Origin of the sequence: Mesorhizobium sp. ANAO-SY3R2, assembly GCF_042466635.1 — a bacterium.
In the GTDB taxonomy this organism is placed as follows: Bacteria; Pseudomonadota; Alphaproteobacteria; order Rhizobiales; family Rhizobiaceae; genus Aminobacter.
The window spans coordinates 4,179,124-4,203,291 of the sequence record NZ_CP159955.1 but is presented as its reverse complement, the minus strand read 5'-3'; the positions used below and the strand labels follow the sequence as shown (position 1 = coordinate 4,203,291).

24 protein-coding genes are annotated in these 24,168 nt (G+C 64.4%); 7 read left to right on the top strand and 17 right to left on the bottom strand.

The genetic code is table 11. The features are described 5' to 3' along the window. Positions 1-190: 190 nt before the first annotated feature. From ABSY17_RS24970 to sdhC, 4 genes are read right to left on the bottom strand one after another with little or no spacing between them, the layout of a single operon-like run. Entirely contained in the window at positions 191-970 is a 780-nt protein-coding gene (locus tag ABSY17_RS24970) for a succinate dehydrogenase iron-sulfur subunit (RefSeq protein ID WP_378946944.1), read from the bottom strand. A 15-nt stretch (positions 971-985) separates the two neighbouring features. Next, positions 986-2,815, bottom strand: a complete 1,830-nt coding sequence (gene sdhA / locus ABSY17_RS24965; protein ID WP_378946941.1) for a succinate dehydrogenase flavoprotein subunit — start codon at positions 2,813-2,815, stop codon at positions 986-988. Between the two features lie 4 nt (positions 2,816-2,819). Further along, the gene (gene sdhD, locus ABSY17_RS24960) at positions 2,820-3,215 is read right to left on the bottom strand and encodes a succinate dehydrogenase, hydrophobic membrane anchor protein (protein WP_378946938.1); all 396 of its coding nucleotides are present in this window, start codon (positions 3,213-3,215) and stop codon (positions 2,820-2,822) included. Between the two features lies 1 nt (position 3,216). Further along, on the bottom strand, positions 3,217-3,633 hold the full coding sequence (gene sdhC / locus ABSY17_RS24955) for a succinate dehydrogenase, cytochrome b556 subunit (RefSeq protein ID WP_378946935.1): 417 nt from the start codon (positions 3,631-3,633) through the stop codon (positions 3,217-3,219). A gap of 403 nt (positions 3,634-4,036) precedes the next feature. Between sdhC and ABSY17_RS24950 the strand changes: the two genes are divergently transcribed. After that, positions 4,037-4,417: a hypothetical protein gene (locus tag ABSY17_RS24950; protein WP_378946932.1), complete on the top strand. Its 381-nt coding sequence runs from the start codon at positions 4,037-4,039 to the stop codon at positions 4,415-4,417. Positions 4,418-4,439: 22 nt separating this feature from the next. Here the strand turns inward: ABSY17_RS24950 and ABSY17_RS24945 are convergent, their stop codons facing one another. The 5 genes from ABSY17_RS24945 to rplS all read right to left on the bottom strand — a co-directional run bounded on the left by ABSY17_RS24945 (position 4,440) and on the right by rplS (position 9,920). Beyond that, a complete protein-coding gene (locus ABSY17_RS24945) occupies positions 4,440-5,663 on the bottom strand; it encodes a diguanylate cyclase (protein WP_378946930.1) in 1,224 nt (407 codons plus the stop codon). 169 nt (positions 5,664-5,832) lie between these two features. Continuing rightward, positions 5,833-7,242, bottom strand: a complete 1,410-nt coding sequence (leuC, locus tag ABSY17_RS24940; protein ID WP_378946928.1) for a 3-isopropylmalate dehydratase large subunit — start codon at positions 7,240-7,242, stop codon at positions 5,833-5,835. A 239-nt stretch (positions 7,243-7,481) separates the two neighbouring features. Further along, positions 7,482-8,300 (bottom strand): amino acid ABC transporter permease, encoded by an 819-nt coding sequence (locus tag ABSY17_RS24935; protein ID WP_378946925.1) that lies wholly within the window; start codon positions 8,298-8,300, stop codon positions 7,482-7,484. 119 nt (positions 8,301-8,419) lie between these two features. Further along, on the bottom strand, positions 8,420-9,217 hold the full coding sequence (locus ABSY17_RS24930) for a transporter substrate-binding domain-containing protein (protein WP_378946922.1): 798 nt from the start codon (positions 9,215-9,217) through the stop codon (positions 8,420-8,422). A 178-nt stretch (positions 9,218-9,395) separates the two neighbouring features. Continuing rightward, positions 9,396-9,920 carry a 50S ribosomal protein L19 gene (gene rplS / locus ABSY17_RS24925; protein ID WP_378946919.1) on the bottom strand — a complete coding sequence of 175 codons (525 nt, stop codon included), beginning with the start codon at positions 9,918-9,920 and terminating at the stop codon, positions 9,396-9,398. Positions 9,921-10,277: 357 nt separating this feature from the next. Between rplS and ABSY17_RS24920 the strand changes: the two genes are divergently transcribed. The 3 genes from ABSY17_RS24920 (at position 10,278) to ABSY17_RS24910 (ending at position 11,852) form a co-directional block, all read left to right on the top strand. Beyond that, positions 10,278-11,033 carry a sulfite exporter TauE/SafE family protein gene (locus ABSY17_RS24920; RefSeq protein WP_378946916.1) on the top strand — a complete coding sequence of 252 codons (756 nt, stop codon included), beginning with the start codon at positions 10,278-10,280 and terminating at the stop codon, positions 11,031-11,033. Positions 11,034-11,112: 79 nt separating this feature from the next. Further along, entirely contained in the window at positions 11,113-11,409 is a 297-nt protein-coding gene (locus ABSY17_RS24915) for a type II toxin-antitoxin system HigB family toxin (protein WP_378946914.1), read from the top strand. Beyond that, positions 11,409-11,852, top strand: a complete 444-nt coding sequence (locus ABSY17_RS24910) for a type II toxin-antitoxin system HigA family antitoxin (RefSeq protein ID WP_378946911.1) — start codon at positions 11,409-11,411, stop codon at positions 11,850-11,852. Before ABSY17_RS24915 ends, ABSY17_RS24910 begins: the two co-directional genes overlap by 1 nt. Before the next feature lie 118 nt (positions 11,853-11,970). Here ABSY17_RS24910 and trmD read toward each other — a convergent pair whose 3' ends face one another. Beyond that, positions 11,971-12,663 carry a tRNA (guanosine(37)-N1)-methyltransferase TrmD gene (gene trmD / locus ABSY17_RS24905; RefSeq protein ID WP_378953003.1) on the bottom strand — a complete coding sequence of 231 codons (693 nt, stop codon included), beginning with the start codon at positions 12,661-12,663 and terminating at the stop codon, positions 11,971-11,973. Then, the gene (gene rimM, locus ABSY17_RS24900; RefSeq protein ID WP_378946908.1) at positions 12,660-13,262 is read right to left on the bottom strand and encodes a ribosome maturation factor RimM; all 603 of its coding nucleotides are present in this window, start codon (positions 13,260-13,262) and stop codon (positions 12,660-12,662) included. The genes trmD and rimM overlap by 4 nt, the downstream gene beginning before the upstream one ends. Positions 13,263-13,332: 70 nt before the next feature. Between rimM and ABSY17_RS24895 the strand changes: the two genes are divergently transcribed. The 3 genes from ABSY17_RS24895 to ABSY17_RS24885 all read left to right on the top strand — a co-directional run bounded on the left by ABSY17_RS24895 (position 13,333) and on the right by ABSY17_RS24885 (position 15,928). Continuing rightward, positions 13,333-14,271, top strand: a complete 939-nt coding sequence (locus ABSY17_RS24895) for a tyrosine recombinase XerC (protein ID WP_378946905.1) — start codon at positions 13,333-13,335, stop codon at positions 14,269-14,271. 55 nt (positions 14,272-14,326) lie between these two features. Then, positions 14,327-15,397: a TraB/GumN family protein gene (locus ABSY17_RS24890; protein WP_378946903.1), complete on the top strand. Its 1,071-nt coding sequence runs from the start codon at positions 14,327-14,329 to the stop codon at positions 15,395-15,397. 144 nt (positions 15,398-15,541) lie between these two features. Next, positions 15,542-15,928 carry a hypothetical protein gene (locus ABSY17_RS24885; protein ID WP_378946900.1) on the top strand — a complete coding sequence of 129 codons (387 nt, stop codon included), beginning with the start codon at positions 15,542-15,544 and terminating at the stop codon, positions 15,926-15,928. Between the two features lie 72 nt (positions 15,929-16,000). Here ABSY17_RS24885 and lpdA read toward each other — a convergent pair whose 3' ends face one another. The 6 genes from lpdA to sucD form a co-directional block, all read right to left on the bottom strand. Next, positions 16,001-17,407, bottom strand: coding sequence for a dihydrolipoyl dehydrogenase (gene lpdA, locus ABSY17_RS24880; protein ID WP_378946897.1), 1,407 nt, complete (start codon positions 17,405-17,407; stop codon positions 16,001-16,003). Between the two features lie 25 nt (positions 17,408-17,432). Next, a complete protein-coding gene (locus ABSY17_RS24875) occupies positions 17,433-18,188 on the bottom strand; it encodes an SDR family oxidoreductase (protein WP_378946894.1) in 756 nt (251 codons plus the stop codon). Further along, positions 18,185-18,652, bottom strand: coding sequence for a hypothetical protein (locus ABSY17_RS24870; RefSeq protein WP_378953000.1), 468 nt, complete (start codon positions 18,650-18,652; stop codon positions 18,185-18,187). The genes ABSY17_RS24875 and ABSY17_RS24870 overlap by 4 nt, the downstream gene beginning before the upstream one ends. 146 nt (positions 18,653-18,798) lie before the next feature. Next, complete coding sequence (gene odhB / locus ABSY17_RS24865) at positions 18,799-20,055, bottom strand: 2-oxoglutarate dehydrogenase complex dihydrolipoyllysine-residue succinyltransferase (protein ID WP_378946891.1); 1,257 nt, start codon at positions 20,053-20,055, stop codon at positions 18,799-18,801. Between the two features lie 25 nt (positions 20,056-20,080). Further along, complete coding sequence (locus ABSY17_RS24860) at positions 20,081-23,068, bottom strand: 2-oxoglutarate dehydrogenase E1 component (RefSeq protein WP_378946888.1); 2,988 nt, start codon at positions 23,066-23,068, stop codon at positions 20,081-20,083. Positions 23,069-23,262: 194 nt separating this feature from the next. Continuing rightward, positions 23,263-24,165, bottom strand: a complete 903-nt coding sequence (gene sucD / locus ABSY17_RS24855; RefSeq protein ID WP_378946885.1) for a succinate--CoA ligase subunit alpha — start codon at positions 24,163-24,165, stop codon at positions 23,263-23,265. Positions 24,166-24,168: the final 3 nt, after the last annotated feature.

The following is a 24,168-nucleotide window of genomic DNA, read 5'->3' as shown; positions in this document are numbered from 1 at the left end:
TGCCTGGGCAGTGGCATCCTGTGCCAGCCGGTGGCCGGACGCTGGGGGGCAGACCTGCGTCCGGCCATCTTTTTGTCGACCCAAGGGCACGGCGACGTGGCGAGCGGACTCTTCTGCCCGGCCACAAATGCAAAGCGGCCCGACTGCGAAGGCAGCCGGGCCGTCTTGTTGTCGGACGATGAGCCTGGGACTACACCCGGCGCTCGACCATCATCTTCTTGATTTCGGCGATCGCCTTGGCCGGGTTCAGACCCTTCGGGCATGTCTGGGCGCAGTTCATGATCGTATGGCAGCGATAGAGCCGGAAAGGATCCTCGAGATTGTCGAGGCGCTCGCCCGTGGCTTCGTCGCGGCTGTCGATCAGCCAGCGATAGGCCTGCAGCAGCGTGGCCGGACCAAGATAGCGGTCGCCGTTCCACCAGTAGCTCGGGCACGAGGTCGAGCAGCAGGCGCACAGGATGCACTCGTAGAGCCCGTCGAGCTTGGCGCGGTCTTCGTGGCTCTGCAGCCATTCCTTCGCCGGCTCCGGCGACACCGTCTTCAGCCACGGCTCGATCGAGCGATGCTGGGCATAGAAGTTGGTGAGATCAGGCACCAGATCCTTGACGACGGGCATGTGCGGCAGCGGGTAGATCTTCACCGCACCCGAAATATCGTCGCAGCCCTTGGTGCAGGCCAGCGTGTTCGAGCCGTCGATGTTCATCGCGCACGAACCGCAGATGCCTTCGCGGCAGGAACGGCGCAGCGTCAGCGTCGGGTCGATCTTGTTCTTGATGTAGAGCAGCGCGTCCAGCACCATCGGCCCGCAGTCGTCGACATCGACGAAATAGGTGTCGATGCGCGGGTTCTCGTCATCATCTGGCGACCAGCGGTAGATCCGGTACTCGCGCAGATTGGTGGCGCCTTCCGGCTTCGGCCAGGTCTTGCCCGGCTTGACCTGCGAGTTTTTCGGGAGAGCGAGTTCAACCATTCGAAATCGTCCTTCTCAATAAACCCGCGCCTTCGGCGCGATCTTGGCCAGGCTGATACCGCCGTCCTCTTCCTTGACCAGCGGCTCGGTGTGCACCGGCCTGTAGGTCAGGGTCACCTCGCCATCCTCGGCGACATGGGCCAGCGTGTGCTGGCGCCAGTTGACGTCGTCGCGGGCCGAAAAGTCCTCGCGGGCATGGGCGCCGCGGCTTTCCTTGCGGGCTTCCGCGCCATAGACGGTGGCGATCGCGTTGGCCATCAGGTTTTCGAGCTCCAGCGTCTCCACCAGATCCGAATTCCAGATCAGCGAGCGGTCGAACACCTTGATGTCCTTCATCTCGCCCCAGATCTCGGAGATGCGCTTGCAACCCTGCTCCAACGATTCCTGGGTGCGGAACACGGCGGCGTCGTCCTGCATCGCCTTCTGCATCTTCTCGCGTAGGACAGCCGTCGGCGTGCTGCCATTGGCGTTACGCAGCCGGTCGAAGCGGGCCATGATCTTTTCGACGCAGGCCTCGTTCGGCGCGGGGATCGGTGCATCGCGGTCGACCACCTGGCCGGCGCGGATAGCCGCCGCACGGCCGAACACCACCAGATCGATCAGCGAGTTCGAACCGAGACGGTTGGCCCCGTGCACCGAAGCGCAGCCGGCCTCGCCGACGGCCATCAGGCCCGGCGACACACGGTCCGGATCTTCCTTGGTCGGGTTCAGCACCTCGCCCCAGTAGTTGGTCGGGATACCGCCCATGTTGTAGTGGACCGTCGGCAGCACCGGGATCGGCTCACGGGTCACGTCGACGCCGGCAAAGATTTTTGCCGATTCCGAGATGCCCGGCAGACGCTCGTGCAGCACCGCCGGATCGAGATGGTCGAGGTGCAGGTAGATGTGGTCCTTGTTCTTGCCGACGCCACGGCCTTCACGGATTTCCAGCGTCATGCAGCGCGAAACCACGTCGCGCGACGCCAGGTCCTTGGCCGACGGCGCATAACGCTCCATGAAGCGCTCGCCCTCGGAGTTGACGAGATACCCCCCTTCGCCGCGCGCGCCTTCGGTGATCAGGCAACCCGAACCATAGATGCCAGTCGGGTGGAACTGCACGAACTCCATGTCCTGGAGCGGCAGGCCAGCACGTGCGGCCATGCCGCCGCCGTCACCGGTGCAGGTGTGCGCCGAGGTGGCGGAGAAATAGGAGCGTCCGTAGCCGCCGGTTGCCAGCACCACCATCTTCGCCGAGAAGCGGTGGATGGTGCCGTCATCGAGGTTCCAAGCAACGACGCCGGTGCAGGTGCCGTCCGGCTCCATGATCAGGTCGAGCGCGAAATATTCGATGAAGAACTGCGCGTTGTGCTTCAGCGACTGGCCATAGAGCGTGTGCAGGATGGCGTGGCCGGTGCGGTCGGCGGCAGCGCAGGTGCGCTGCACGGGCGGACCGTCGCCATAGTTCATCATGTGGCCGCCGAACGGGCGCTGGTAGATCTTGCCGTCCTCGGTGCGCGAGAAGGGCACGCCGTAGTGCTCGAGCTCATAGACGGCGGCCGGCGCCTCGCGCGCCAGATACTCCATGGCATCGACGTCGCCGAGCCAATCCGAGCCCTTGACGGTATCGAACAGGTGCCACTGCCAGGAATCGGGACCCATGTTCTGCAGCGAGGCGGCAATGCCGCCCTGTGCTGCGACGGTGTGCGAGCGGGTCGGGAACACCTTGGTGATGCAGGCCGTCTTCAGGCCCTGCTCGGCCATGCCGAGCGTGGCGCGCAGGCCGGCACCACCGGCGCCGACGACGACGACGTCGAACTTGTGATCGACAAATGTATAGGCGGATGCTCCGCTGGACTTGCTGGCCACCGTATCAGCCTCCGAATGCCATCTTGAGCAGGGCGAAGAGCGATGCTGCGCCGACTGCCACGGTAAAGAATGTGTTGAGCATGATGAGCGCCAGCTTGGCGCCCTCGCCATGCACGTAGTCCTCGATGACCACCTGCATGCCGAGCCGCATGTGGTAGAGGCCCGAAATCAGCATCAGCGCCATAATCAGCGCCACGAACGGGTTGGCGAGCGCGGCGCGGACGGTAGCGAAATCGGCACCGTTGAGCGCGACCAGCAGGCCGACGAAGAACAGCATCAGCGGGACGTTGGCGACGGCCGTGAGGCGCTGGCGCCAGAAATGCTCGGTGCCTTCGCGGGCGGAGCCCAGGCCGCGCACCTTGCCAAGGGGCGTGCGCATGTCGTTGTTGGAGCCGCTCATCTCAAATCCCCCGCGCCATGTAGCCGACGACCCAGATCAGGGCAGTCAGCACCACCGACGCAAACACGGTCGCCCAGGCGATCTTCGACGCGGTGTGCTTTTCGAGCCCCGCACCGGTGTCCCAGATCAGGTGACGGATGCCGCCCATCATGTGAAAAATCAGCGCCCAGGTGTAGCCGAGCAGCACCAGCCGGCCGATCCAGCTACCGAAGACCCAGCTGACGAAGTCGAAATATTCCTGCGAGGTCGCTGCGGCGATCAGCCACCAGGCAACCAGAAGCGTGCCGAAATAGAGCGCGCCGCCGGTGATGCGGTGCAGGATCGACGTCGTCATGGTGATCGGCGGCCGATAGATGGAGAGGTGCGGCGACAGGGGCCGCGCGCGCGATGTGGCTTGGGTTGCTTGTGATTTGCTCATGGCTCCCCCGGGTCTGCATCCGAGCGTGGCTATGTTTGAATACGGCGCAGTCGCACCGATATGCGACGTCGAACTGCGCGCTTTCTAATGCTCTTTTTGCATCGCGTCAAAGTCGGAAAACCGTTCTGGCGCACCTATTTAGTCACTTTGCAGCTTCAATCGATTGAAGAAATGGCTTCGCAGCGCGAGAGTGCGGCCATCAGGGCCGCCGCGTAGGCAATCGCGACTGCGATGCAACATCCCAGGAACGCCCACCAACCCGCTCACCAACTGAGTCGGGCCCGCACCGCCAAGACAAAATTAACCAAGCGCATTAATCTTTTCGGCCGCGCTATTAACAAAGATTAAGAAAGGATTAAGTATCGATTCGAGAATTCGCGCCGCCGACCATGGAGATTGTGCGATGCGCCCTTTGACTGCTGCAACCGGAATTGCTCTTACCGTGGCCTTGGGCCTGCCTGCGCCTGCTGCCGCCCAGGGAGCCGGCTCGGTGCGTGTCTATGCCGATTCCTTCGGCAATCTCATCTTCGACCGCCCCGGCGGCCCGAAGCGAATCGTGGTCGGCCAGGGGGGATCCGCGCGCCAATACGCAAACTATTCAGGGCCTGCCAATTCCGGGCCCGCCAATTCCGGGCCTGCCGCACCTCAGGCCGGCAATCCCGACCAGCAGGGCGGAGGTGCTGGCCCCTATTGCTACAGCCCGCCGGTCCTGGTCTGGGGCCGCAGCTACATGTACGGCTTTCACGAAGGGGTAATTCCCCAGATCGGAATGGTCTGCCGTTAAGCCATTCCTCGTCCGGCAACCTTCATGCTGACGGCGGCTTGCCGCCAAACGACACGATGTTCGAATCGGCAGGCAGTTGGGCCATGTTGCCCGCAGCTAGGCGGACGCAGTCGCGGCCGTCCTTCTTGGCCTCGTAGAGTGCTGCGTCGGCGCGGCGCAACAGTTGGTCGATGCCTTCACCGGCGACGAGCTCGGCTACGCCGAAACTCGCGGTGAAGCGACAGCTCGCCGGAAGCCCCTGGATCGGCAGGGCGGAGAAAGCACTACGCGCGCCCTCGGCAAACAGGCGCGCCGCAGCCAGATGAGTTCCCGGCAAGATGATGGCGAATTCCTCGCCGCCGATACGTCCAGCGATATGATGTCCAGCCTTGGATTCATGGATGAAGTGCGAAAAGGCTTCGATGACGCGGTCGCCCGACGCGTGGCCGTAGCTGTCGTTGATTGCCTTGAAGTGATCGAGGTCGGAGATCACCAGCGTCACCGGCAACCCTTGGCGCACGGCGTCGCGCAGGGCAGCGGCGGCGTGCCGCTCGAAACCGCCACGATTGAGCAGGCCCGACAGCGCGTCGGTCTCCGAGCGGGCGGTGGCTTCGCCAAGCACGTCGCGCACCAGCACCACCAGTATCAGAAGTGCCAATGAAATGCTCAGTACCGTTCCCAGCGACTGCGAAAACAGCGCATAGGTGCTGCCCAGATAGGCCTGCGGATCAGTCCCCCAGCCGCCGAGCGCATGTGCCATGAACGGCTTGGCGATGAAATGCGCGCCGCTGACCGACAAGATTGCCATCAGCCCATAGTCGAGCCGGTCAAGCCGCTTGCGCGCCGACCATACCAGAAGCGCACCGGCGAACTGCATCGCGCCAAACGGCAACTGATAGGCCATCATGCGCCCGAGCGAGTGGCGCGGCAGGTCCTGGACGAAATAGACGACGAGGGTGGCAAGCGCCAGGAATGCCAGCATCGGTTTCCATGGCGGCATGGAATCGTATTTGTGGGCCAGCCCGACATTCAGGACGATGGTGGCGCCGAGAAATGTGGCAAAGCCGAGCACCACCGCCATGCGGGCATTCGACATCAAGGGAATGACGGCCTCGATGGCCAGATAGGCGACACCGAGCGCATAGGCGAGAGCTAGCCAGCGCGCGGAAATGCGCCTGACATCATAGACCGCGATCATCATGAACGCACTGGCCAAAAGGCCCGCAACGAACAGGTTTATCGCAAGTATGAACCCTGCACCGCTCATCGTTCGAGGTCGTCTCCCTTGCCGTCAGTAAATCATGCCAAGGCGAAAAAGACGTTAACGTGCCCTTGCGGAAGCTGGCATGGATCAATTGATCCTCAACAAAAAGCAAAGGCGGCGGGATGAACCCGCCGCCTCTCGTCCGTCACCGTCCGAAGATCGGCGCGGCTGCTCAGTTCCAGTCGCGAATGTCGACGAAGTGGCCGGCAATTGCCGCCGCCGCCGCCATCGCCGGCGACACCAGATGGGTGCGGCCCTTGAAGCCCTGGCGACCTTCGAAGTTGCGGTTCGAGGTCGAAGCGCAACGCTCGTGCGGCTTCAGCCGGTCGTCGTTCATGGCCAGGCACATCGAGCAGCCCGGTTCGCGCCAGTCGAAGCCGGCAGCAACGAAGATCTTGTCGAGGCCTTCGGCTTCAGCCTGTTCCTTGACCAGGCCGGAACCCGGCACGATCATGGCGCTGACGGTGGAAGCCACCTTCTTGCCCTCGACGACCTTGGCCACCGCGCGCAAATCCTCGATGCGGCCGTTGGTGCACGAGCCGATGAAGACCCGGTCGATGGCGATGTCGGTGATCTTGGTGCCGGCGGTCAGGCCCATATAGTCGAGCGCGCGCTTCTTGGAGTTGCGCTTGTTCTCGTCGGCGATCTCTTCGGCATCCGGCACCACGCCGGTGATGGCCACGACGTCCTCGGGCGAAGAGCCCCAGGTGACGATCGGCGGCAGCTTGGCTGCATCGAGCACGATCACCTTGTCGAAATGCGCGCCTTCGTCGGTGTGCAGCGTCTTCCAGTATTCGAGCGCCATGTCGAATGCCTCGCCCTTTGGCGCGCGCGGCTTGTCCTTGACGTAGGCGTAGGTCTTCTCGTCGGGCGCGATCAGGCCTGCGCGGGCGCCACCCTCGATCGACATGTTGCAGACCGTCATGCGGCCTTCCATCGACAGCGCGCGGATCGCCTCGCCGGCATATTCGATGACATAGCCTGTGCCGCCGGCAGTACCGATCTCGCCGATGATGGCGAGCACGATGTCCTTGGCGGTAACGCCTTCCGGCAGCTGGCCGTCGACACGCACCAGCATGTTCTTGGCCTTGTTCTGGATCAGCGTCTGGGTGGCCAGCACATGCTCGACCTCGGAGGTGCCGATTCCGTGGGCCAGCGCGCCGAAGGCGCCGTGCGTCGAGGTGTGACTGTCACCGCAGACGATGGTCATGCCCGGCAGCGTGAAGCCCTGCTCGGGGCCGACGATGTGGACGATGCCCTGGCGCTTGTCGTTCTCGGAATAATACTCGACATTGAAGTCGGCGGCGTTCTTGGCGAGCGCCTCGACCTGGATGCGGCTTTCCTCGTTCTTGATGCCGTTCTTGCGGTCCGGCGAGGTCGGCACGTTGTGATCGACCACGGCCAGCGTCTTCTCCGGATGGCGGACCTGGCGGTTCGTCATGCGCAGGCCCTCGAAGGCCTGCGGGCTGGTCACCTCATGCACGAGGTGGCGGTCGATATAGAGCAGGCAGGTGCCGTCGTCCTGGCGGTCGACAACGTGATCGTCGAAAATCTTGTCGTAGAGGGTACGCGGTGCGCTCATGGTCTTTGATCCGTCGATGGCGATAAGATGGAAAGAGGCCGGCAGCAACGCCGGTGGCAGCCCGTCGGCTCAGGAAAGTCGGCAGCTAAGCGCGCCGGAAATCAGCGCAAAGAACCTCGACGGCAGGCGCTTGTGGTCCTGCAGCACGAAACCCTTATAGGCCGGATCTCCAAAGAGCTCTTCCATGGCCCCGCTCATATCAAGGTTTTGCGCTTCCGGCAATTGCGATGGCAGCGGCTCTATTGGGCATGTCCCCGCCGCAGCCGCCGCTCCAGCGCCCTGAGCCCCAAGGACAGGCTGACGGTCAGCAGCAGATAGACATAGGCGACGATGGAATAGGTCTCGAAGAAGCGGAACGAGCCCGAGGCATAGACCTTGGCCATCTGGGTGATGTCGGCGACGCCCAGCACCGATACCAGCGAGGAATCCTTGACCATCGCCACGAAGTCGTTGCCCAGCGGCGGCAGGATGGTGCGGATCGCTTGCGGGAAGACGATCAGCCGGAACCGCTGGGTGCGCGACAGGCCGAGCGCCTTGGCGGCCTCGATCTGGCCTTTGTCGACGGCCTGGATGCCGGCGCGGAAGACCTCGGCGATGAAGGCCGAGTAGCCGATGGTCAGTGCGATGATCGCCCGCCACAGCAGCGAGAAGTCACGCACCATCACCTCGCCGACATAGCCCGCCTCGCGCAGCGGCGCGAGCGCCCAGTTCCACGCCGCAACCCCGGCCGGCGCGCCGACGAAGGCGATCCAGAACAAGAGCACCAGGATCGGCACGCCGCGGATGATCTCGACATAGAAGCGCGCGATCTGCCTGAGCCAGATCGAGCCCGAAAGCGCCATCAGTGCGATACCGAGCCCAAGCGCCGAGGCCAGCCCGAAGCCGACGATGGTGACGAACAGCGTCACCCACAGGCCCGTCGCCACCGTGGAGAAGATCTGGCTGTAGACGTCGCTGGAGACGATCGCCAGCGCCGCCGCAACGGCGATCACCCCGGCGGCAACGAGCCACCAGGGGAAGTCTTCCTTGCTAACCGAGTGAGGGGAAGGCGCCTGCATCTACCGAGCGATTGCTCGGGGAACTGACATTGCGGCCTGCCGATCTCCCCCCTTGAAGGGGAGATGGCCGGCAGGCCAGAGGGGGGCGACGTAGAGCGTAGACACTGCCAGTTCCCCGCTCACTGCCCCATCTTGTAGTCGAGGAACCACTTCTTGTTCAGCGCATCAAGCGTGCCGTCGGCCTTGAGGGCGGCGATGGCGGCATTGACCGGGGCGACAAGGTCGGCCCCCTTGGGGAAGATGAAGCCGAAGTCCTCGCTGCCGAGCGGCTCGCCGACCACCTTGAGCTTGCCCTCGGAGGCGTCGACATAGCCTTGCGCGGCGACCCCGTCGGTCAGCACCAGATCGACGTCGCCGGCCTTCAGCGCCTGCACGGTGGCGCCAAACGTCTCGAACAGCTTGATGCGCGGGTTCTGCTCATTGCCGTCGAGGATCTCGTAGACGGCCGTGTAGAACGGCGAGGTGCCCGGCTGCGCCGCGATCAGCCCGTCCTTGAACGCGCCGAAGCTCTTGGCGTCGGTGAAGCGGCTCTCGTCGCCGCGCACCAGCATGAACTGCTGCGAGCGCATGTAGGGATCGGAGAAATCCACCTTCTCCTTGCGGTCGTCCTTGATGGTGATGCCGGTCATGCCGATGTTGTACTGGCCGTCGGAAACCGATTGGATCATCGCATCCCAGCTGGTGTTCTGGTACTCGACCTTGAAGTTCAGCCGCTTGGCGATCTCGTCCATCGCATCATATTCCCAACCGATCTGCTTGCCGGTCTTGGGATCGACGAACTGCAGCGGCGGATAGGCGTTCTCCGTCACCACCACCACCGTCTTGCCGCCGAGATCCGGCAGGCCTTCGGCATGAGCGACAAAGGGCGAAAGCACGACGGCGAAGGCGCCGGCAAGTGCGAGCTTGAGATTGCGCATGTTGGGTTCCCCGAAATGACGAGACCGGTTGGCCCGGTCGATTGGGCGAGACTTTAGCCGTCCCGTGCCGGCTTGCAAGCCGGTGCAATGCCTCCACCCGGGAAGAATAGGAATTCTGTTCCCTCAAACGCAAAAGGGCGGCACGAGGCCGCCCTTTCGGAACTGGTGTCGCCGGATCTTATTCGGCGGCGGGTTCGGCCGCAGCGGCTGCTGCCTTCTCGGCGGCTTCCTGCGCTGCCTTCTCGGCGGCGAGGGCCTGTGCTGCAGCGATCTTCTCGGCCTCGATGCGGGCCTTCTCGGCGTTGGCTGCTTCGCGCTCGGCGTCGTTCAGCTTGCGGGCGCGCACGCTGGTGTTCTCGACGATACGCGCCGACTTGCCGCGACGATCACGCAGGTAATAGAGCTTGGCGCGGCGAACCTTGCCGCGGCGGACGATCTCGACGCCCTCGATCATCGGCGAGTAGACCGGGAACACGCGTTCCACGCCTTCGCCATAAGAGATCTTGCGGACGGTGAAGTTTTCCTGGAAGCCAGCGCCTGCACGGGCGATCACAACGCCTTCATAGGCCTGGACGCGGGTACGCGAACCTTCGGTGACGCGAACCAGAACGCGAACGGTGTCGCCGGACTGGAATTCGGGAAGCGTGCGCTTGGCTTCGATCTTGGCGGCCTGTTCGGCCTCGAGCTGACGGATGATGTCCATCGTAGGTACCTCTTCTTGTTCGTTCCGACAGCCAGAGCGCCCTACGCTCGCCTCGCAGTCACATGGACCGCTCGGTTATGCCTCTTTTCACTTTCGATCGAAAAGGCAGGGGCGACTACACCGTCACTATTGACGGGTCCGGTCGATTCTTCGTCCGGTCGGGCGGGCACATAGCGCTATTTCGGCCATTTGTCACGCCTTTGCCCGCGTCTTTTTTGCGACCATGGCGTGCAGCAGGCGGCAATCGGCCTTCGATACCCGATGTTGGGCCAGCCCGCCGCCATCGGGCGGCCATGGCTTGCGTGGCCGCGCACCGCTTCCTAAACGACAGAGACGCAAACGTCTCAGGCAGCCAAAGTGTCGCTCATCTCTGTCGCAATACTGTTTCTTTCGGGCTTTTTCTCGGGCGTCGTCAACGCCATCGCCGGCGGCGGCACTTTTCTCACCTTCGGCGCACTCACCATGACGGGCCTGCCGCCGATTTCGGCCAATGCCACTTCGTCGATCGCCCAGTTCCCAGGCTACATCACTTCGACCTATGCCTATCTCCACGACATCAAGGCGATGTGGCGCGGTGCGCTGGCCTTCGCCGTCATCTCGGCCATCGGCGCCCTGCTTGGCTCGCTGCTGCTGTTGTCGCTCGACAATGTCTCGTTCGGCGCGCTGGTGCCGTGGCTTCTGCTTGCCGCAACCGCCCTGTTCGCCGCCGGTCCATGGCTGCGCCCGAAGAAGCTCGCCGAGCGCCCTGAAGGCGCGACCTCATCGCTTGCCGGCCGCATCATCCAGTTCTTCACCTCGATCTATGGCGGCTTCTTCGGCGCCGGCATGGGCGTGATGATGCTCGCGACCCTCGGCCTCACCGAGGGTGGCGACTACCACCGGCTCAACGCGCTGAAGAACCTGCTCTCCATCGTCATCGCAGCGGTCGCCATCGTCATCTTCGCCTCCGGCGGGGTCGTCGCCTGGATGCAAGCCGCAATCATGGTGCCGGGCGTCGCACTTGGCGGCTATGCCGGCGTCTGGACTGCACGGCGCGTACCGCAAGGCGTCGTCCGCGCGCTCGTCGTCGCGGTCGGACTGTTTTTGGCCTTGCATTATTTCACGAAGGGGTGAGACCTCTGGGGGCACAGCACCTGACTTCCCGGATTGGGAATATTGTTGTTCCCATGTTGGGAAACAGCTATATGAAATCATGCAGATACTGAGCAAGAAGACGCTGCGTGACTTCTGGGAAAAGCACCCACAGGCGCAACGTCCTCTGACTGCATGGTATCAGGCAGTCGGCACAGCGGTGTGGACAGGCCCAGCTGACGTGAAAGCCACCTTCGGTGCCAACGTCGACTTTGTCGCCGACAACCGCATTGTCTTCGACATCGCCGGCAACAAATACAGGCTGGTCGTGCATGTCAGCTACACGTTCAAGCGCGTACTGGTCAAATTCGTCGGAACGCATGCCGAATACGACAGGATAGACGTGGAGAAGGTGTGATGGAGAATATTCGCCCCATTCGAAACGATGACGACCTGGAATGGGCCATTGCCGAGGTGGCCAAGTATTTCGAGAATGAACCCAAACCGGGCAGCGCGGCTGCGGAACGCTTTGACGTGCTTTCGACCCTCATCGAGTCCTATGAGGACAAGCACTATCCGATCGATACTCCGGACCCTGTCAGTGCCATCGTCTCATATATGGAAATGCGGGGACTGAAGCAGCGCGACCTGGCAACTGTCCTGGGCTCGGCATCGCGCGCCTCCGAAATCGTGAACCGCAAGCGCATGCTCAATGTCGACATGATCCAGCGGCTTCACGCGCAATGGAAGATATCGGCGGAGGCGCTAATCCAGCCCTACCACTTGGCAGCATCGGAAGTTCATCGCGTAGCGAGGAAGCCGTCGAAGCGCGCGGCAGGCCCCGTCACGCGCAAATCGTAGGACGTCGATGCCAGTGTCCTCCCTCCCCCTTGTGGGGAGGGATAGAGGATGGGGGCACCGTCCTCTTGGCAAATCGGCGGTCAGCCGCAAACTGATTTCCGGCAGACACCGGAAACGTTCAGCGTTTATGTTGCGCCCACAGATCCGGCCGCCGCTCCTTGGTCAGCTTCTCCGCTTCCGCGCGCCGCCATTTCGCGATCTTGCCATGGTTGCCCGAGGTCAGCACTTCGGGGATAGCGCGGCCCTCGAATTCCTGCGGCCGCGTGTAGTGCGGATGCTCGAGCAGCCCGCCCTCGAAGCTCTCTTCGTCGCCCGACACCTCGTTGCCCATGACGCCGGGCAACAGCCGGACCACCGCGTCGAGCAGCACAAGGGCCGCCGGTTCGCCGCCAGAGAGAATAAAATCGCCGATGGAAATCTCTTCCAGCTCACGCGCGTCGATGACACGCTGGTCGACGCCTTCGAATCGGCCGCACAGGATCACGGCCCCCGGGCCGGCTGCGAGCTCCCGCACGCGTTCCTGCGTAAGCGGCTTGCCGCGCGGGCTCATCAGGATGCGCGGGCGCGGATCGCCCTCGGGCGAAGCAAAATCGATAGCCTTCGCCAGGATATCAGCGCGCATCACCATGCCCGCCCCGCCGCCGGCCGGTGTATCGTCTACCGTGCGATGCTTGTCAGTGGCGAAGTCGCGGATCTGTACCGCCTCCAGCGCCCAGTCGCCGCGCTCCATCGCCCGCCCCGCCAGCGACACCCCCAGCGCGCCGGGAAACATCTCCGGATAGAGCGTGAGCACAGTTGCGCGGAACATCAGCGATTGCCCCCGGCGTCCTTCGGCCCGCGCGGCCGGCGCTTGTGCTCGAACTCGCCGTCGGAAGGAGCCTCATCGTCATCTTCGCTCTCGACAAGCCCGGCCGCCGCCGTGTCGATGCCGACGAAACCGCCAGCCACATCGACCACCGGCACCGCGGCTTCAGTGAACGGGATCAGCACGCCCTTGCGGCCCTGGTACTGGATTTCCAGAATGTCGCCGCCACCGAAATTCTGGACGGCAAACACCTTGCCGACCGGCTCGCCGGTCTCGTCGCGCACGGCAAGCCCGACCAGGTCGGCGTGGTAAAATTCGCCCTCTTCGGTGTCGTCGGGCAGTGCTGCGCGGTCGACGAACAGCTCGGTGTTGGTCAGGGCCTCGGCGGCATTGCGGTCGGTCACGCCCTTAAAGCGCACCACCACCACCTCGTTGGCCGGCCTGATGTCGGTGATCTCGAAGGCGCGGCCGTCCTTGGCGTAAAGCGGCCCATAGTCGCCAAGGGCCAGCGGATCGCCGGTGAAGGTCTTCACCCTGAGTTCGCCCTTGATGCCGTGGGCGGCGCCGATCACGGCCATCTGGACTGGATTATTGAGTTTGGCCATCGCCTACGCTTCACCGGTTGCTAACTTCGTTAAGTCATCACTGACTTATTCAATCGGACCCGCGCTGCCAATGCAGGAATTCCTCATCGCCGCAAAACCCGACCTCCAGTCGGCGCGCGAAAGCTGGCTCAGGTCGCTGGCAAGCGAACGCCGCCTGTCGGCGCTGACAGTCGACGCCTATGAGCGCGACACCCGCCAGTTCCTGCAATTCCTCACCGGCCATTGCGGCGGCCCGCCCGGCATTGCCGACATCAGCGACCTGCGCCCGGCCGACCTGCGCGGCTTTTTGGCCACCCGCCGTGCCGACGGTGCCGGTCCCCGCACGCTCGGGCGCGGCCTCGCCGGGGTGCGCTCTCTGTTGCGCTTCCTCGAACGCCAGGGGCTGGTCAACGCCGCCGGCTCCGCAGCGCTGCGCGCGCCAAAGCAGCCGAAATCGCTACCCAAACCCTTGACCGCAGTCGACGCCAAGCGTGTCGTCTCGGCCCGCGAACAACTCGCCGAGAAGCCGTGGATCGCCGCGCGCAACGCCGCCGTGCTGACCTTGCTCTATGGCTCGGGCCTGCGCATCTCCGAGGCGCTGGGGCTCACGGGCGCCGATCTCGCCTCATCCGCCGACACCGTGCTGCGCGTCGCCGGCAAGGGCGGCAAGACGCGCCTGGTGCCGGTCCTGCCCGTCGCCCTCCAGGCGGTGGCGGAATACCGAAAACTCTGCCCCCATCATCTCGGCGCCGAGGGCGCGCTGTTCCGCGGCGCCCGCGGCGGACCACTCGACCCTGCCATCATCCAGCGCGACATGCGCAAGCTGCGTTCGGCGCTCAACCTGCCTGATACCGCCACCCCGCACGCGCTGCGCCATTCCTTTGCCACCCATCTGCTCGGCCGCGGCGGCGACCTCAGGACCATCCAGGAGTTGCTCGGCCACGCCAGCCTGTCGACCACCCAGATCTACACCGGCGTCGACACCGCCCGCCTGCTCGAGGTCTATGAAGCAGCCCACCCGCGCGCCTGACAATTGTCACTGCGGCGTTAACCATTTTGCCGCTTTTGGCGGCTACGCTGGCAGCATGAAACGTATCGTCGCACTCGCCGACCGTGCCTCGCTTCCCGCGCTGAAGCTGCTCGCAGCGCTCAACGTGCTGTTCTTCATCCTGTTCTTCGCGGTGGCATTCCTGGTCGCCGGCAAGGTGCATGCCGAATCCCCGGGCTGCAAGGGCAAGGACATGCTCGCCGAGCTCGCCGCGAGCGACCCGGCCCTGCTCGGCAAGATCGAGGCCGAGGGAAAGGCTACCCTCAATGGCGAAGGCCTGCTGTGGAAGCTGGAAAAGCCGGGCCAGAAGCCGTCCTGGCTCTACGGCACGATGCATGTCGCCGATCCCCGCGTCACCGCGCTGGAGCCCGCCGCAACAAAGGCCTTCGACGCATCGCATACGCTGGTCATCGAGACCACCGACGTGCTCGACCAGCAGGCGATGCTCGCCTCGCTGATGAAGCAGCCCGAACTGATGATGTTCACCGACAACACCACGCTCGCCTCGCTGATGACACCGGACGAAGCCAAAACCGTCAACGCAGCCCTGCAAGCGCGCGGCATCCCGCCCGCCAGCGTCACCAAGATGAAGCCGTGGATGCTGTCGGCGATGATTGCCCTTCCGGCCTGCGAACTCGCCCGCAAGACAGGCGGCGCACCGGTGCTCGACGTTCTTCTTGCTCAGCAGGCCAAGGCCGCCGGCAAGGAGGTCAAGGGCCTGGAGACCGCCGCCGACCAGCTTTCGGCCATGGCCTCGCTGCCGATGGAGTTCCACATCAAGGGCCTGGTCGAGACGCTCAAGCTCGGCGACCGCATGGACGACATCATTGAGACGATGATCGTCATCTACCGGCGCGGCGACACCGGCATGTTCTGGCCGCTGTTCCGCAATGCCTTGCCCTCGAGCGCCTCCGACGAGTCAGGCTACGCCGCCTTCGAGGAGGCGATGGTCACGACCCGCAACAAGACCATGGCCGAGCGCGCCGATCCGATCCTCGCCCAAGGCGACGCCTTCCTGGCCGTCGGCGCCATGCACCTGCCCGGCCCCGACGGGCTGGTCGAGCTGTTCCGCAAGGCCGGCTACACCGTCACATCAGCGGACCGGTGAAGCTTTCTTGCTTCCACAGACGTTGAACGCCCAGTCTATCCAAGATTTCCCGAGATTTTTCGGCACAGTTGAAACCGAAACGCGTTTCGCGCGTTGATTGCGACGTTCACGCAATCATTGCGGAGCAAGCTGAGGGAGATTTCAATGGCGAACAATCCAGATCCAGGCCGCTCTGGCGGGCAATCGGGCATGGGCAGTACTTGGCTCATCGCCATCATCATCGTGCTGTTGGCAGCGCTGGCCTACTACCTCTTTGGTCAGAGGGCCGCCAAGACGCCAACTCCCGCACAGCCGCCGGCGGCAACCGCGCCGGCACCTGCCCCGGCCAAGCCTGCTCCCGCGCCTACGACGCCAGCGCCATCCACGACCGCGCCAGCTCCCGCTCCGACAACGCCTGCCCCGGCACCGGCGCCATCAGGCGGCGGCACGACAGCGCCAGCACCTTCGGGTGGCGGCACCACGGCTCCCGCTCCGGCCCCGTCGGGTGGTGGCGGCACCACGACGCCAGCCCCGGCTCCGTCAGGCGGCTAAGTTCACTGACCAAAGCAAACGGCCCGCTCATGGCGGGCCGCTTCTTTTCATCCAGTTTGGAACTGCCGTTCCTTACATGTGAATCGGCTTGAAGAAGGTGGCGAGCGCCGCCTCCTTGACCGCTTCCGACATCGTCGGATGCGCGTGGCAGGTGCGGCCGAGGTCTTCCGACGAACCACCGAACTCCATCAGCACCGCCGCTTCGTGGATCATCTCGCCGGCGCCGAAGCCGACGATGTGCACGCCCAGCACCTTGTCGCTGTCCTTGTCGGCCAGCACCTTGACGAAGCCATCGGTGTGCAGCATGGCGCGCGCCCGGCCGTTGGCCGTGAACGGGAACTTGCCGACCTTGTAGGCGATGCCGGCCTTCTTGAGTTCCTCTTCGGTCTTGCCGACCGAGGCCACTTCCGGGCTGGTGTAGACCACGCCGGGGATGACGTCGTAGTTCACATGCCCGGCCTGGCCGGCGATGATCTCGGCCACCGCCACGCCCTCGTCCTCGGCCTTGTGCGCCAGCATCGGGCCGGCCACAACGTCGCCGATGGCATAGATGCCCGCAACGTTGGTGCGCAGGTGGCCGTCGGTCTTGACGCGGCCGCGCTCGTCCATCTCGACGCCCGCTTCCTTGAGGCCGAGGCCGTCGGTGTAGGGCTTGCGGCCGGTCGCCACCAGCACGACGTCGGCCTCGATGGTCTCGGCAGCCCCGCCCTTGACCGGCTCGAAGGTCACCGTCGCACCGTTCGTGGACTTGGCCGCACCGGTCACCTTGGAGCCGAGCTTGAACTCAAAACCCTGCTTGGCCAGCATGCGCTGGAACTGCTTGGCGACATCGCCGTCCATGCCACCCAGGATGGTGTCGAGATATTCGACCACCGTCACCTTGGCGCCGAGACGGGCCCAGACCGAGCCGAGCTCGAGGCCGATGACGCCGCCGCCGACCACCACCAGGTGACCAGGCACCTTTTCCAGCGACAGCGCGCCCGTCGACGACACGATCACCTTCTCGTCGAAGGCCACGTCCACGCCCGGGATGCCGGCAACGTCAGAGCCGGTGGCAATGACGATGTTCTTCGTCTCGAGCTCCTGCGACTGGCCGTCGTCGCCGACGACCGCCACCTTGCCGGCGCCCAGCACCTTGCCGGTGCCCCTGAAGCTGTCGATCTTGTTCTTCTTGAACAGGAACGAGACGCCCGAAACGTTGGCGTTCACCGTCGTGTCCTTGTGCGCCATCATCTTCGTCAGGTTCATCTTCGGCGTGCCAACCTCGACACCGAGAGCGTCGAATGAGTGCTGCGCCTCGGCGAGCATTTCCGACGCATGCAGCAGCGCCTTGGAGGGAATGCAGCCGATGTTCAGGCAGGTGCCGCCGAAGGTCGCGTTCTTCTCGACCACGGCCACCTTCAGGCCAAGCTGTGCCGCCTTGATGGCGCACACATAGCCGCCTGGGCCGGATCCGATGACGACGACGTCATATGCCATGTTTCAGTCCTTCTTTCCTGGGCGGTCAGCGGCCGCCGCTCACGTTCAAAATCGAGCCCGTCGAATATGATGCCTCGTCCGACAAAAGCCAGAGGACGGCACGGGCGACTTCTTCGGCCTTGCCTTCGCGCTTCATCGGCACGATGCCGCGAATGGCCGCAATGCGGTCCGGCTGGCCGCCGGACGCATGGATTTCGGTGTCGATGATGCCGGGGCGCACGGCATTCACCCTGATGTTCTCGGTTGCCACCTCGCGGGCCAGTCCGATGGTGAAGGTGTCGATCGCGCCCTTGGAGGCGGCGTAGTCGACATATTCGCCCGGCGAGCCCAGCGAAGACGCAGCAGACGAGACGTTGACGATGGCCCCGCCTTTCCCGCCATGCAGGCTCGACATGCGCTTCACGGCCTCGCGGGCGCAGAGCATGGAGCCTATGACATTGATGCGCATCATGCGCTCGAGCCGGGCAGCGTTCATCTCGTCGACGCGCGCCTTGACGTCGACGACCCCGGCATTGTTGACCAGCGCATCGAGCCGCCCATAGGCAGCGTCGACCGCCCGGAACATCGCGACTACGTCGGCCTCGCTGCCGACATCGCCCTTGATGGCGATCGCCTCGCCGCCGGCAGCCTTGATCTCGGCCACAAGCGCATGGGCGGCCTTGTCGTTGGACGCATAGTTGATGGCGACACGATAGCCGGCCTTGGCGGCGAGCCGGCAAATCGCGGCACCAATGCCCCGACTGCCGCCAGTCACCAGCAAAACCTTGCCTTCAGTGCTCATTCCTGGCAGCCCTGCAACTCGAACACGTCCCACGGCACTTTCGAAAAACCGCCTGGCCCATAGGCCGCCGACGTGCGCAGCGAATGGCCGAGGTCGGACAGGAGCAGCTTCTGGGGCGCGGGTGTGCCCTCGGCCGGCAGCAGCCCGACATTGCCGTCGCCGTCGACGCTGTAGATGACACCCTGCCATACGGTGCAGGCGTCGAGTTCCTCGCCGGTCACGTCGCCCTCCGGGCACTGGTACATCAGCATGCCGTTGGGCCGCCCGACGTCCTGCGACCACATCACCACCCCGTCGAGCACGACGTCGTTTTCCAAAACCATCTTGAAGCGGTTGGTGACCGTCACCGATTCCAGCGTCGGCTGAAAATCGATCGACGCGGCCTTGTCGCGGTCGCCATAGACCGCAAGCTCAACCGGGCATGCGGCGAGCGCCGGTGCGGTCGTCGCGGCCACCAGCGCCATCAGCCCCGCGAGACGTCGCGCCGCGCGCGACGCTTGCCGGACAGCCATGTGGATCAGAGGGATTTCCGCATCGAAAGCCATGAACCGGTCCTTTGGGCTGGCGCGTCGGGAGCGGGCCGTTGCGGCCCGCCCCTCGGGCTTGAACCTTACAGGTCGAGAACCAGGCGTTCCGGATCTTCCAGGCTGTCCTTGACGCGGACCAGGAAGGTCACGGCTTCCTTGCCGTCGACGATGCGGTGATCGTAGCTCAGCGCCAGATACATCATCGGACGGATGACGATCTGGCCACCGACCACGACCGGACGGTCCTGGATCTTGTGCATGCCCAGGATGCCCGACTGCGGCGCGTTCAGGATCGGCGTCGACATCAGCGAACCGTAGACGCCGCCGTTGGAGATGGTGAAGGTGCCGCCCTGCATGTCGGCGACCGACAGCTTGCCGTCGCGCGCGGCGAGGCCGAGGCGGCCGATTTCCTTCTCGATCTCGGCGATCGACATCTGGTCGGCATCGCGCACCACCGGCACCACCAGACCCTTTTCGGTGCCGACGGCGACGCCGACATGGGCGAAGTTCTTGTAGATGATGTCGGTGCCGTCGATCTCGGCGTTGACGGCCGGGATTTCCTTCAGCGCATGGGTCACCGCCTTGGTGAAGAAGCCCATGAAGCCAAGCTTCACGCCGTGCTTCTTTTCGAAGATGTCCTTGTACTTCGAACGCAGCGACATCACCGCGCTCATGTCGACCTCGTTGAAGGTGGTCAGCATGGCAGCCGTCGACTGTGCTTCCTTGAGGCGGCGGGCAATCGTCTGGCGCAGCTTGGTCATGCGCACGCGCTCTTCACGCGGGGCATCCTCGGTGCTGGACGGCGCGCGGGCGGCGACCGGTGCGGCGGGAACCGAAGCCGGAGCCGTCACGCCCTTGGCGATGGCGTCGAGCACGTCACCCTTCAGCACCTGGCCGCGCTTGCCCGAACCGGCAACCTGGTCGACCGCGATGTTGGCCTCGGCGAGCAGCTTGGCGGCAGCCGGCGCGGGGGGCATCTTGCGCTCCTCGATGGCCGGCGCGCCGGCGACCGAAGCGGTCTGGGCGACGGCCTCCTTGACGGTGGAGGCTGCGGTCGGTGCAGAAGCCTGGGCCACGGCCGTCGGCTTGACGGCAGCGCCGTCACCGGCGGAAATCATGCCAAGCAGGGCGCCGACGCCAACGGTCTCGCCTTCCTTGACGGTCTGCTCGGCCAGTACGCCTGCGCTAGGTGCCGGCACTTCGATGGTGACCTTGTCGGTCTCGAGCTCAACTAGGGGCTCGTCGACGGCGATCACGTCGCCGGCCTTCTTGAACCACTTGCCGATGGTCGCCTCGGACACGGATTCGCCGAGGGTGGGGACACGGATTTCGGTAGCCATTTGTCTTGCTGTCCGTTTCTTTGCGTTATTCGCCGAGGGCGTCGTCGAGGAATGCCTGGAGCTGTGCCAGGTGCTTGGACATCAGGCCCGTCGCCGGGGAGGCGGCGGCCGGACGGCCGGTGTAGCGCACGCGCTGGTGCTTGGCGTCGATATGGGCGAGCACCCATTCCAGATAGGGATCGATGAACGACCACGCACCCATGTTCTTGGGCTCTTCCTGGCACCACACCATCTCCGCGTTGCGAAAACGGCTGAGTTCGGTGATCAGCGCCTTGGCCGGGAACGGATAGAGCTGCTCGACGCGCAGCAGGTAGATGTCGTCGATGCCGCGCTTCTCGCGCTCCTCATAGAGGTCGTAATAGACCTTGCCGGTGCACAGCACGACGCGGCGGATCTTCGAATCCTTGACCAGCTTGATCGGCTCGTTGCCGAGATACTGGGCATCGTCCCACAGCAGGCGGTGGAACGAGCTCTCGCCCGAGATCTCCGACAGCGACGACACGGCCCGCTTGTGGCGCAGCAGCGACTTCGGCGTCATCAGGATCAGCGGCTTGCGGAAGTCGCGCTTCAGCTGCCGGCGCAGGATGTGGAAGTAGTTGGCCGGCGTGGTGACGTTGGCCACCTGCATGTTGTCTTCGGCGCAGAGCTGGAGGAAGCGCTCGAGGCGCGCCGAGGAGTGCTCGGGGCCCTGGCCTTCATAGCCGTGCGGCAGCAGGCAGACGAGGCCCGACATGCGCAGCCACTTGCGTTCGCCAGAGGAGATGAACTGGTCGAACACCACCTGCGCGCCGTTGGCGAAGTCGCCGAACTGCGCCTCCCAAAGCGTCAGCGCCTTGGGCTCGGCCAGCGAATAGCCATACTCGAAGCCGAGCACGGCCTCTTCCGAGAGCATCGAGTTGATGACCTCGTAGCCAGCCTGTGCTGCCGACAGGTTGTTGAGCGGAATGTAGCGGTTCTCGTCGCGCTGGTCGTAAAGCACGGTGTGGCGCTGCGAGAAGGTGCCGCGCTCGGAATCCTGACCCGACAGGCGGATCGGATTGCCGTCGAGCAGGATCGAGCCGAACGCCAGCGATTCCGCCGTTGCCCAGTCGAGGCCTTCGCCCGATTCGATCGCCTGGCGGCGGTTTTCGAGGAAGCGGGCGATGGTGCGATGGACTTCAAAGTCCTTCGGCACTTCAGTCAGCTTCTTGCCGATTTCCTTCAGCGTCTTGACCGGCACGGCGGTCTTGCCGCGGCGCAGCTCGTCCTGGTTGTCGGCGGCGCGCAGCCCCGACCAGGCGCCGTCGAGCCAGTCGGCCTTGTTGGGCTTGTAGGCCTGGCCTGCCTCGAACTCGGCTTCCAGATTGGCGCGCCAGTCGGCACGCATCTGGTCGATCTCTGGCTGGCTGACCAGCCCTTCGGCGACCAGCTTTTCGGCATAGATCTGCGCGGTCGTCTTGTGGGCGCGGATGTTGCGGTACATCAGCGGCTGGGTGAAGCCCGGCTCGTCGCCTTCATTGTGGCCGAAGCGGCGATAGCAGAACATGTCCACCACCACCGGCTTGTGGAACTTCATGCGGAATTCGGTCGCGACCTTGGCCGCAAACACCACCGCTTCCGGATCGTCGCCATTGACGTGGAAGATCGGCGCCTCGATCATCTTGGCCACATCGGACGGATAGGGCGACGAGCGCGAGAATCGCGGGTTCGTCGTGAAGCCGATCTGGTTGTTGATGATGAAATGCAGCGTGCCGGCAACGCGATGGCCGCGCAGGCCCGACAGGCCGAGGATTTCCGCAATCACGCCCTGGCCGGCGAATGCCGCGTCGCCGTGCAGCAGCAGCGGCATCACCTTGGCGCGCTCTTCCTGCGGCACGATCTCGCCGCGGGCGCGGCCGAACAGCTGGTCCTGCTTGGCGCGTGCCTTGCCCATCACGACCGGATCGACGATCTCGAGATGCGAGGGGTTGGCGGTCAGCGACAGGTGCACCTTGTTGCCGTCGAATTCGCGGTCCGAGGAGGCGCCGAGATGGTACTTCACGTCGCCCGAGCCTTCGACGTCGTCAGGCGCATAGGAACCGCCCTTGAACTCGTGGAAGATGGCGCGGTGGGGCTTCGCCATCACCTGGGAGAGGACATTGAGACGGCCGCGGTGCGCCATGCCGAGCACGACCTCCTGCAGGCCGAGCGAGCCGCCGCGCTTGATGATCTGCTCGAGTGCGGGGATCAGCGATTCCCCGCCATCGAGGCCAAAGCGCTTGGTGCCCTTGTACTTGACGTCGATGAACTGCTCGAAGCCCTCGGCCTCGACCAGCTTGTGCAGGATCGCCTTCTTGCCCTCGGCGGTGAAGCTGATTTCCTTGTCCGGCCCCTCGATGCGGGCCTGGATCCACGCCTTCTCCTCGGGATCGGAGATGTGCATGAACTCGACGCCGAGCGTCGAGCAATAGGTGCGCTTGAGGATCTCGAGCATCTCGCGGATGGTCGCGTATTCGAGCCCGAGCACATGGTCGATGAAGATCGGCCGGTCGTAGTCGGCCTCCGTGAAGCCGTAGGCCTCGGGCGACAGCTCGTTGTAGTCCTCGAGCGGCTTGGCGATGCCGAGCGGATCGAGATTGGCGTGCAGGTGGCCGCGCATGCGATAGGCGCGGATCATCATGATGGCGCGGACGGAGTCGCGCGTCGCCTGCAGCACGTCGACCGGCGAAGGCTTGGCGCCGGTGGCGGCAGCCTTGTCCTTGACCTTCTTTTCGATGTGCTTCTCGACCATGCCCCAGTTGCCGTCGAGCGCCGACACCAGTTCGCCATTGGCCTGCAGCGGCCAGCTCGGCCGCGACCACGACGCGCCCTTGGCGTTCTTGCGGATGTCGCCGGCGTCGTCCTTCAACGCCGAGAAGAAGTCGCGCCATTCGGCGTCGACCGATTCCGGATCGTCAAGGAAGGCGGCATGCAGCGCCTCGATATAGTCGGCGTTACCGCCGTAGAGGAACGAAGTGAGGGAAAATTGGTCGTTGGCCTGATCTGATCGCGCCATCTGAAATCCGGAGCTCTGCTCCGTCTCCTTCTACGTTTTTCCTTCGCGCCGCATCGCCCACCCGCTTGCCGTCGCGTCACCCTTTGGGGTTCCAGCGCCGACGCCCTCCCCCCGCGTCATGCGGGGAGAGGGTCTGCGAGTTCTGTGATTTGCCGGGCTTTCGTCGCGAAAGACTCCTTCTCAGCCTAAGCTATTCAGCCCTTGATCGCTTCGACCAGCGTGGTGCCAAGACGTGCCGGCGACGGCGACACGCGGATGCCCGCTGCCTCCATGGCCGCAATCTTGTCTTCCGCGCCGCCCTTGCCGCCCGAGATCACGGCACCGGCATGGCCCATGGTGCGGCCTTCCGGTGCAGTGCGCCCGGCGATGAAGCCGGCCATCGGCTTCTTGCGGCCGCGCTTGGCCTCGTCGATGAGGAACTGTGCTGCGTCCTCTTCGGCCGAGCCGCCGATTTCGCCGATCATGATGATCGACTTGGTCTCGTCGTCGGCGAGGAACATCTCGAGCATGTCGATGAATTCCGTGCCCTTGACCGGATCGCCGCCGATGCCGACAGCCGTCGACTGGCCGAGGCCTGCATTGGTCGTCTGGAACACCGCTTCATAGGTCAGCGTGCCGGAGCGCGAAACAACGCCCACCGAACCCTTGCGGAAGATGTTGCCCGGCATGATGCCGATCTTGCACTGGTCGGGCGTGACGATGCCGGGGCAGTTCGGGCCGATCAGGCGCGACTTCGAGCGGTCGAGGCGCGCCTTGACCTTGATCATGTCGGTGACCGGGATGCCCTCGGTGATGCAGACGATCAGCGGGATCTCGGCTTCGATCGCCTCGAGGATCGCCTCGGCCGCACCTGCCGGCGGGACATAGACCACGGACGCGTTGGCGCCGGTCTTTTCCTTGCCTTCGGCCACGGAGGCGAAGATCGGGAGCTGTTCGCCCTTCGAGCCGGTCCAGTTCTCGCCGCCCTTCTTGGGGTGGATGCCGCCGACCATCTTGGTGCCGTGATAGGCCAGCGCCTGTTCGGTGTGGAACGTGCCGGTCTTGCCGGTCAGGCCCTGCACCAGGATCTTGGTGTTCTTGTCGATGAGAATGGACATGGA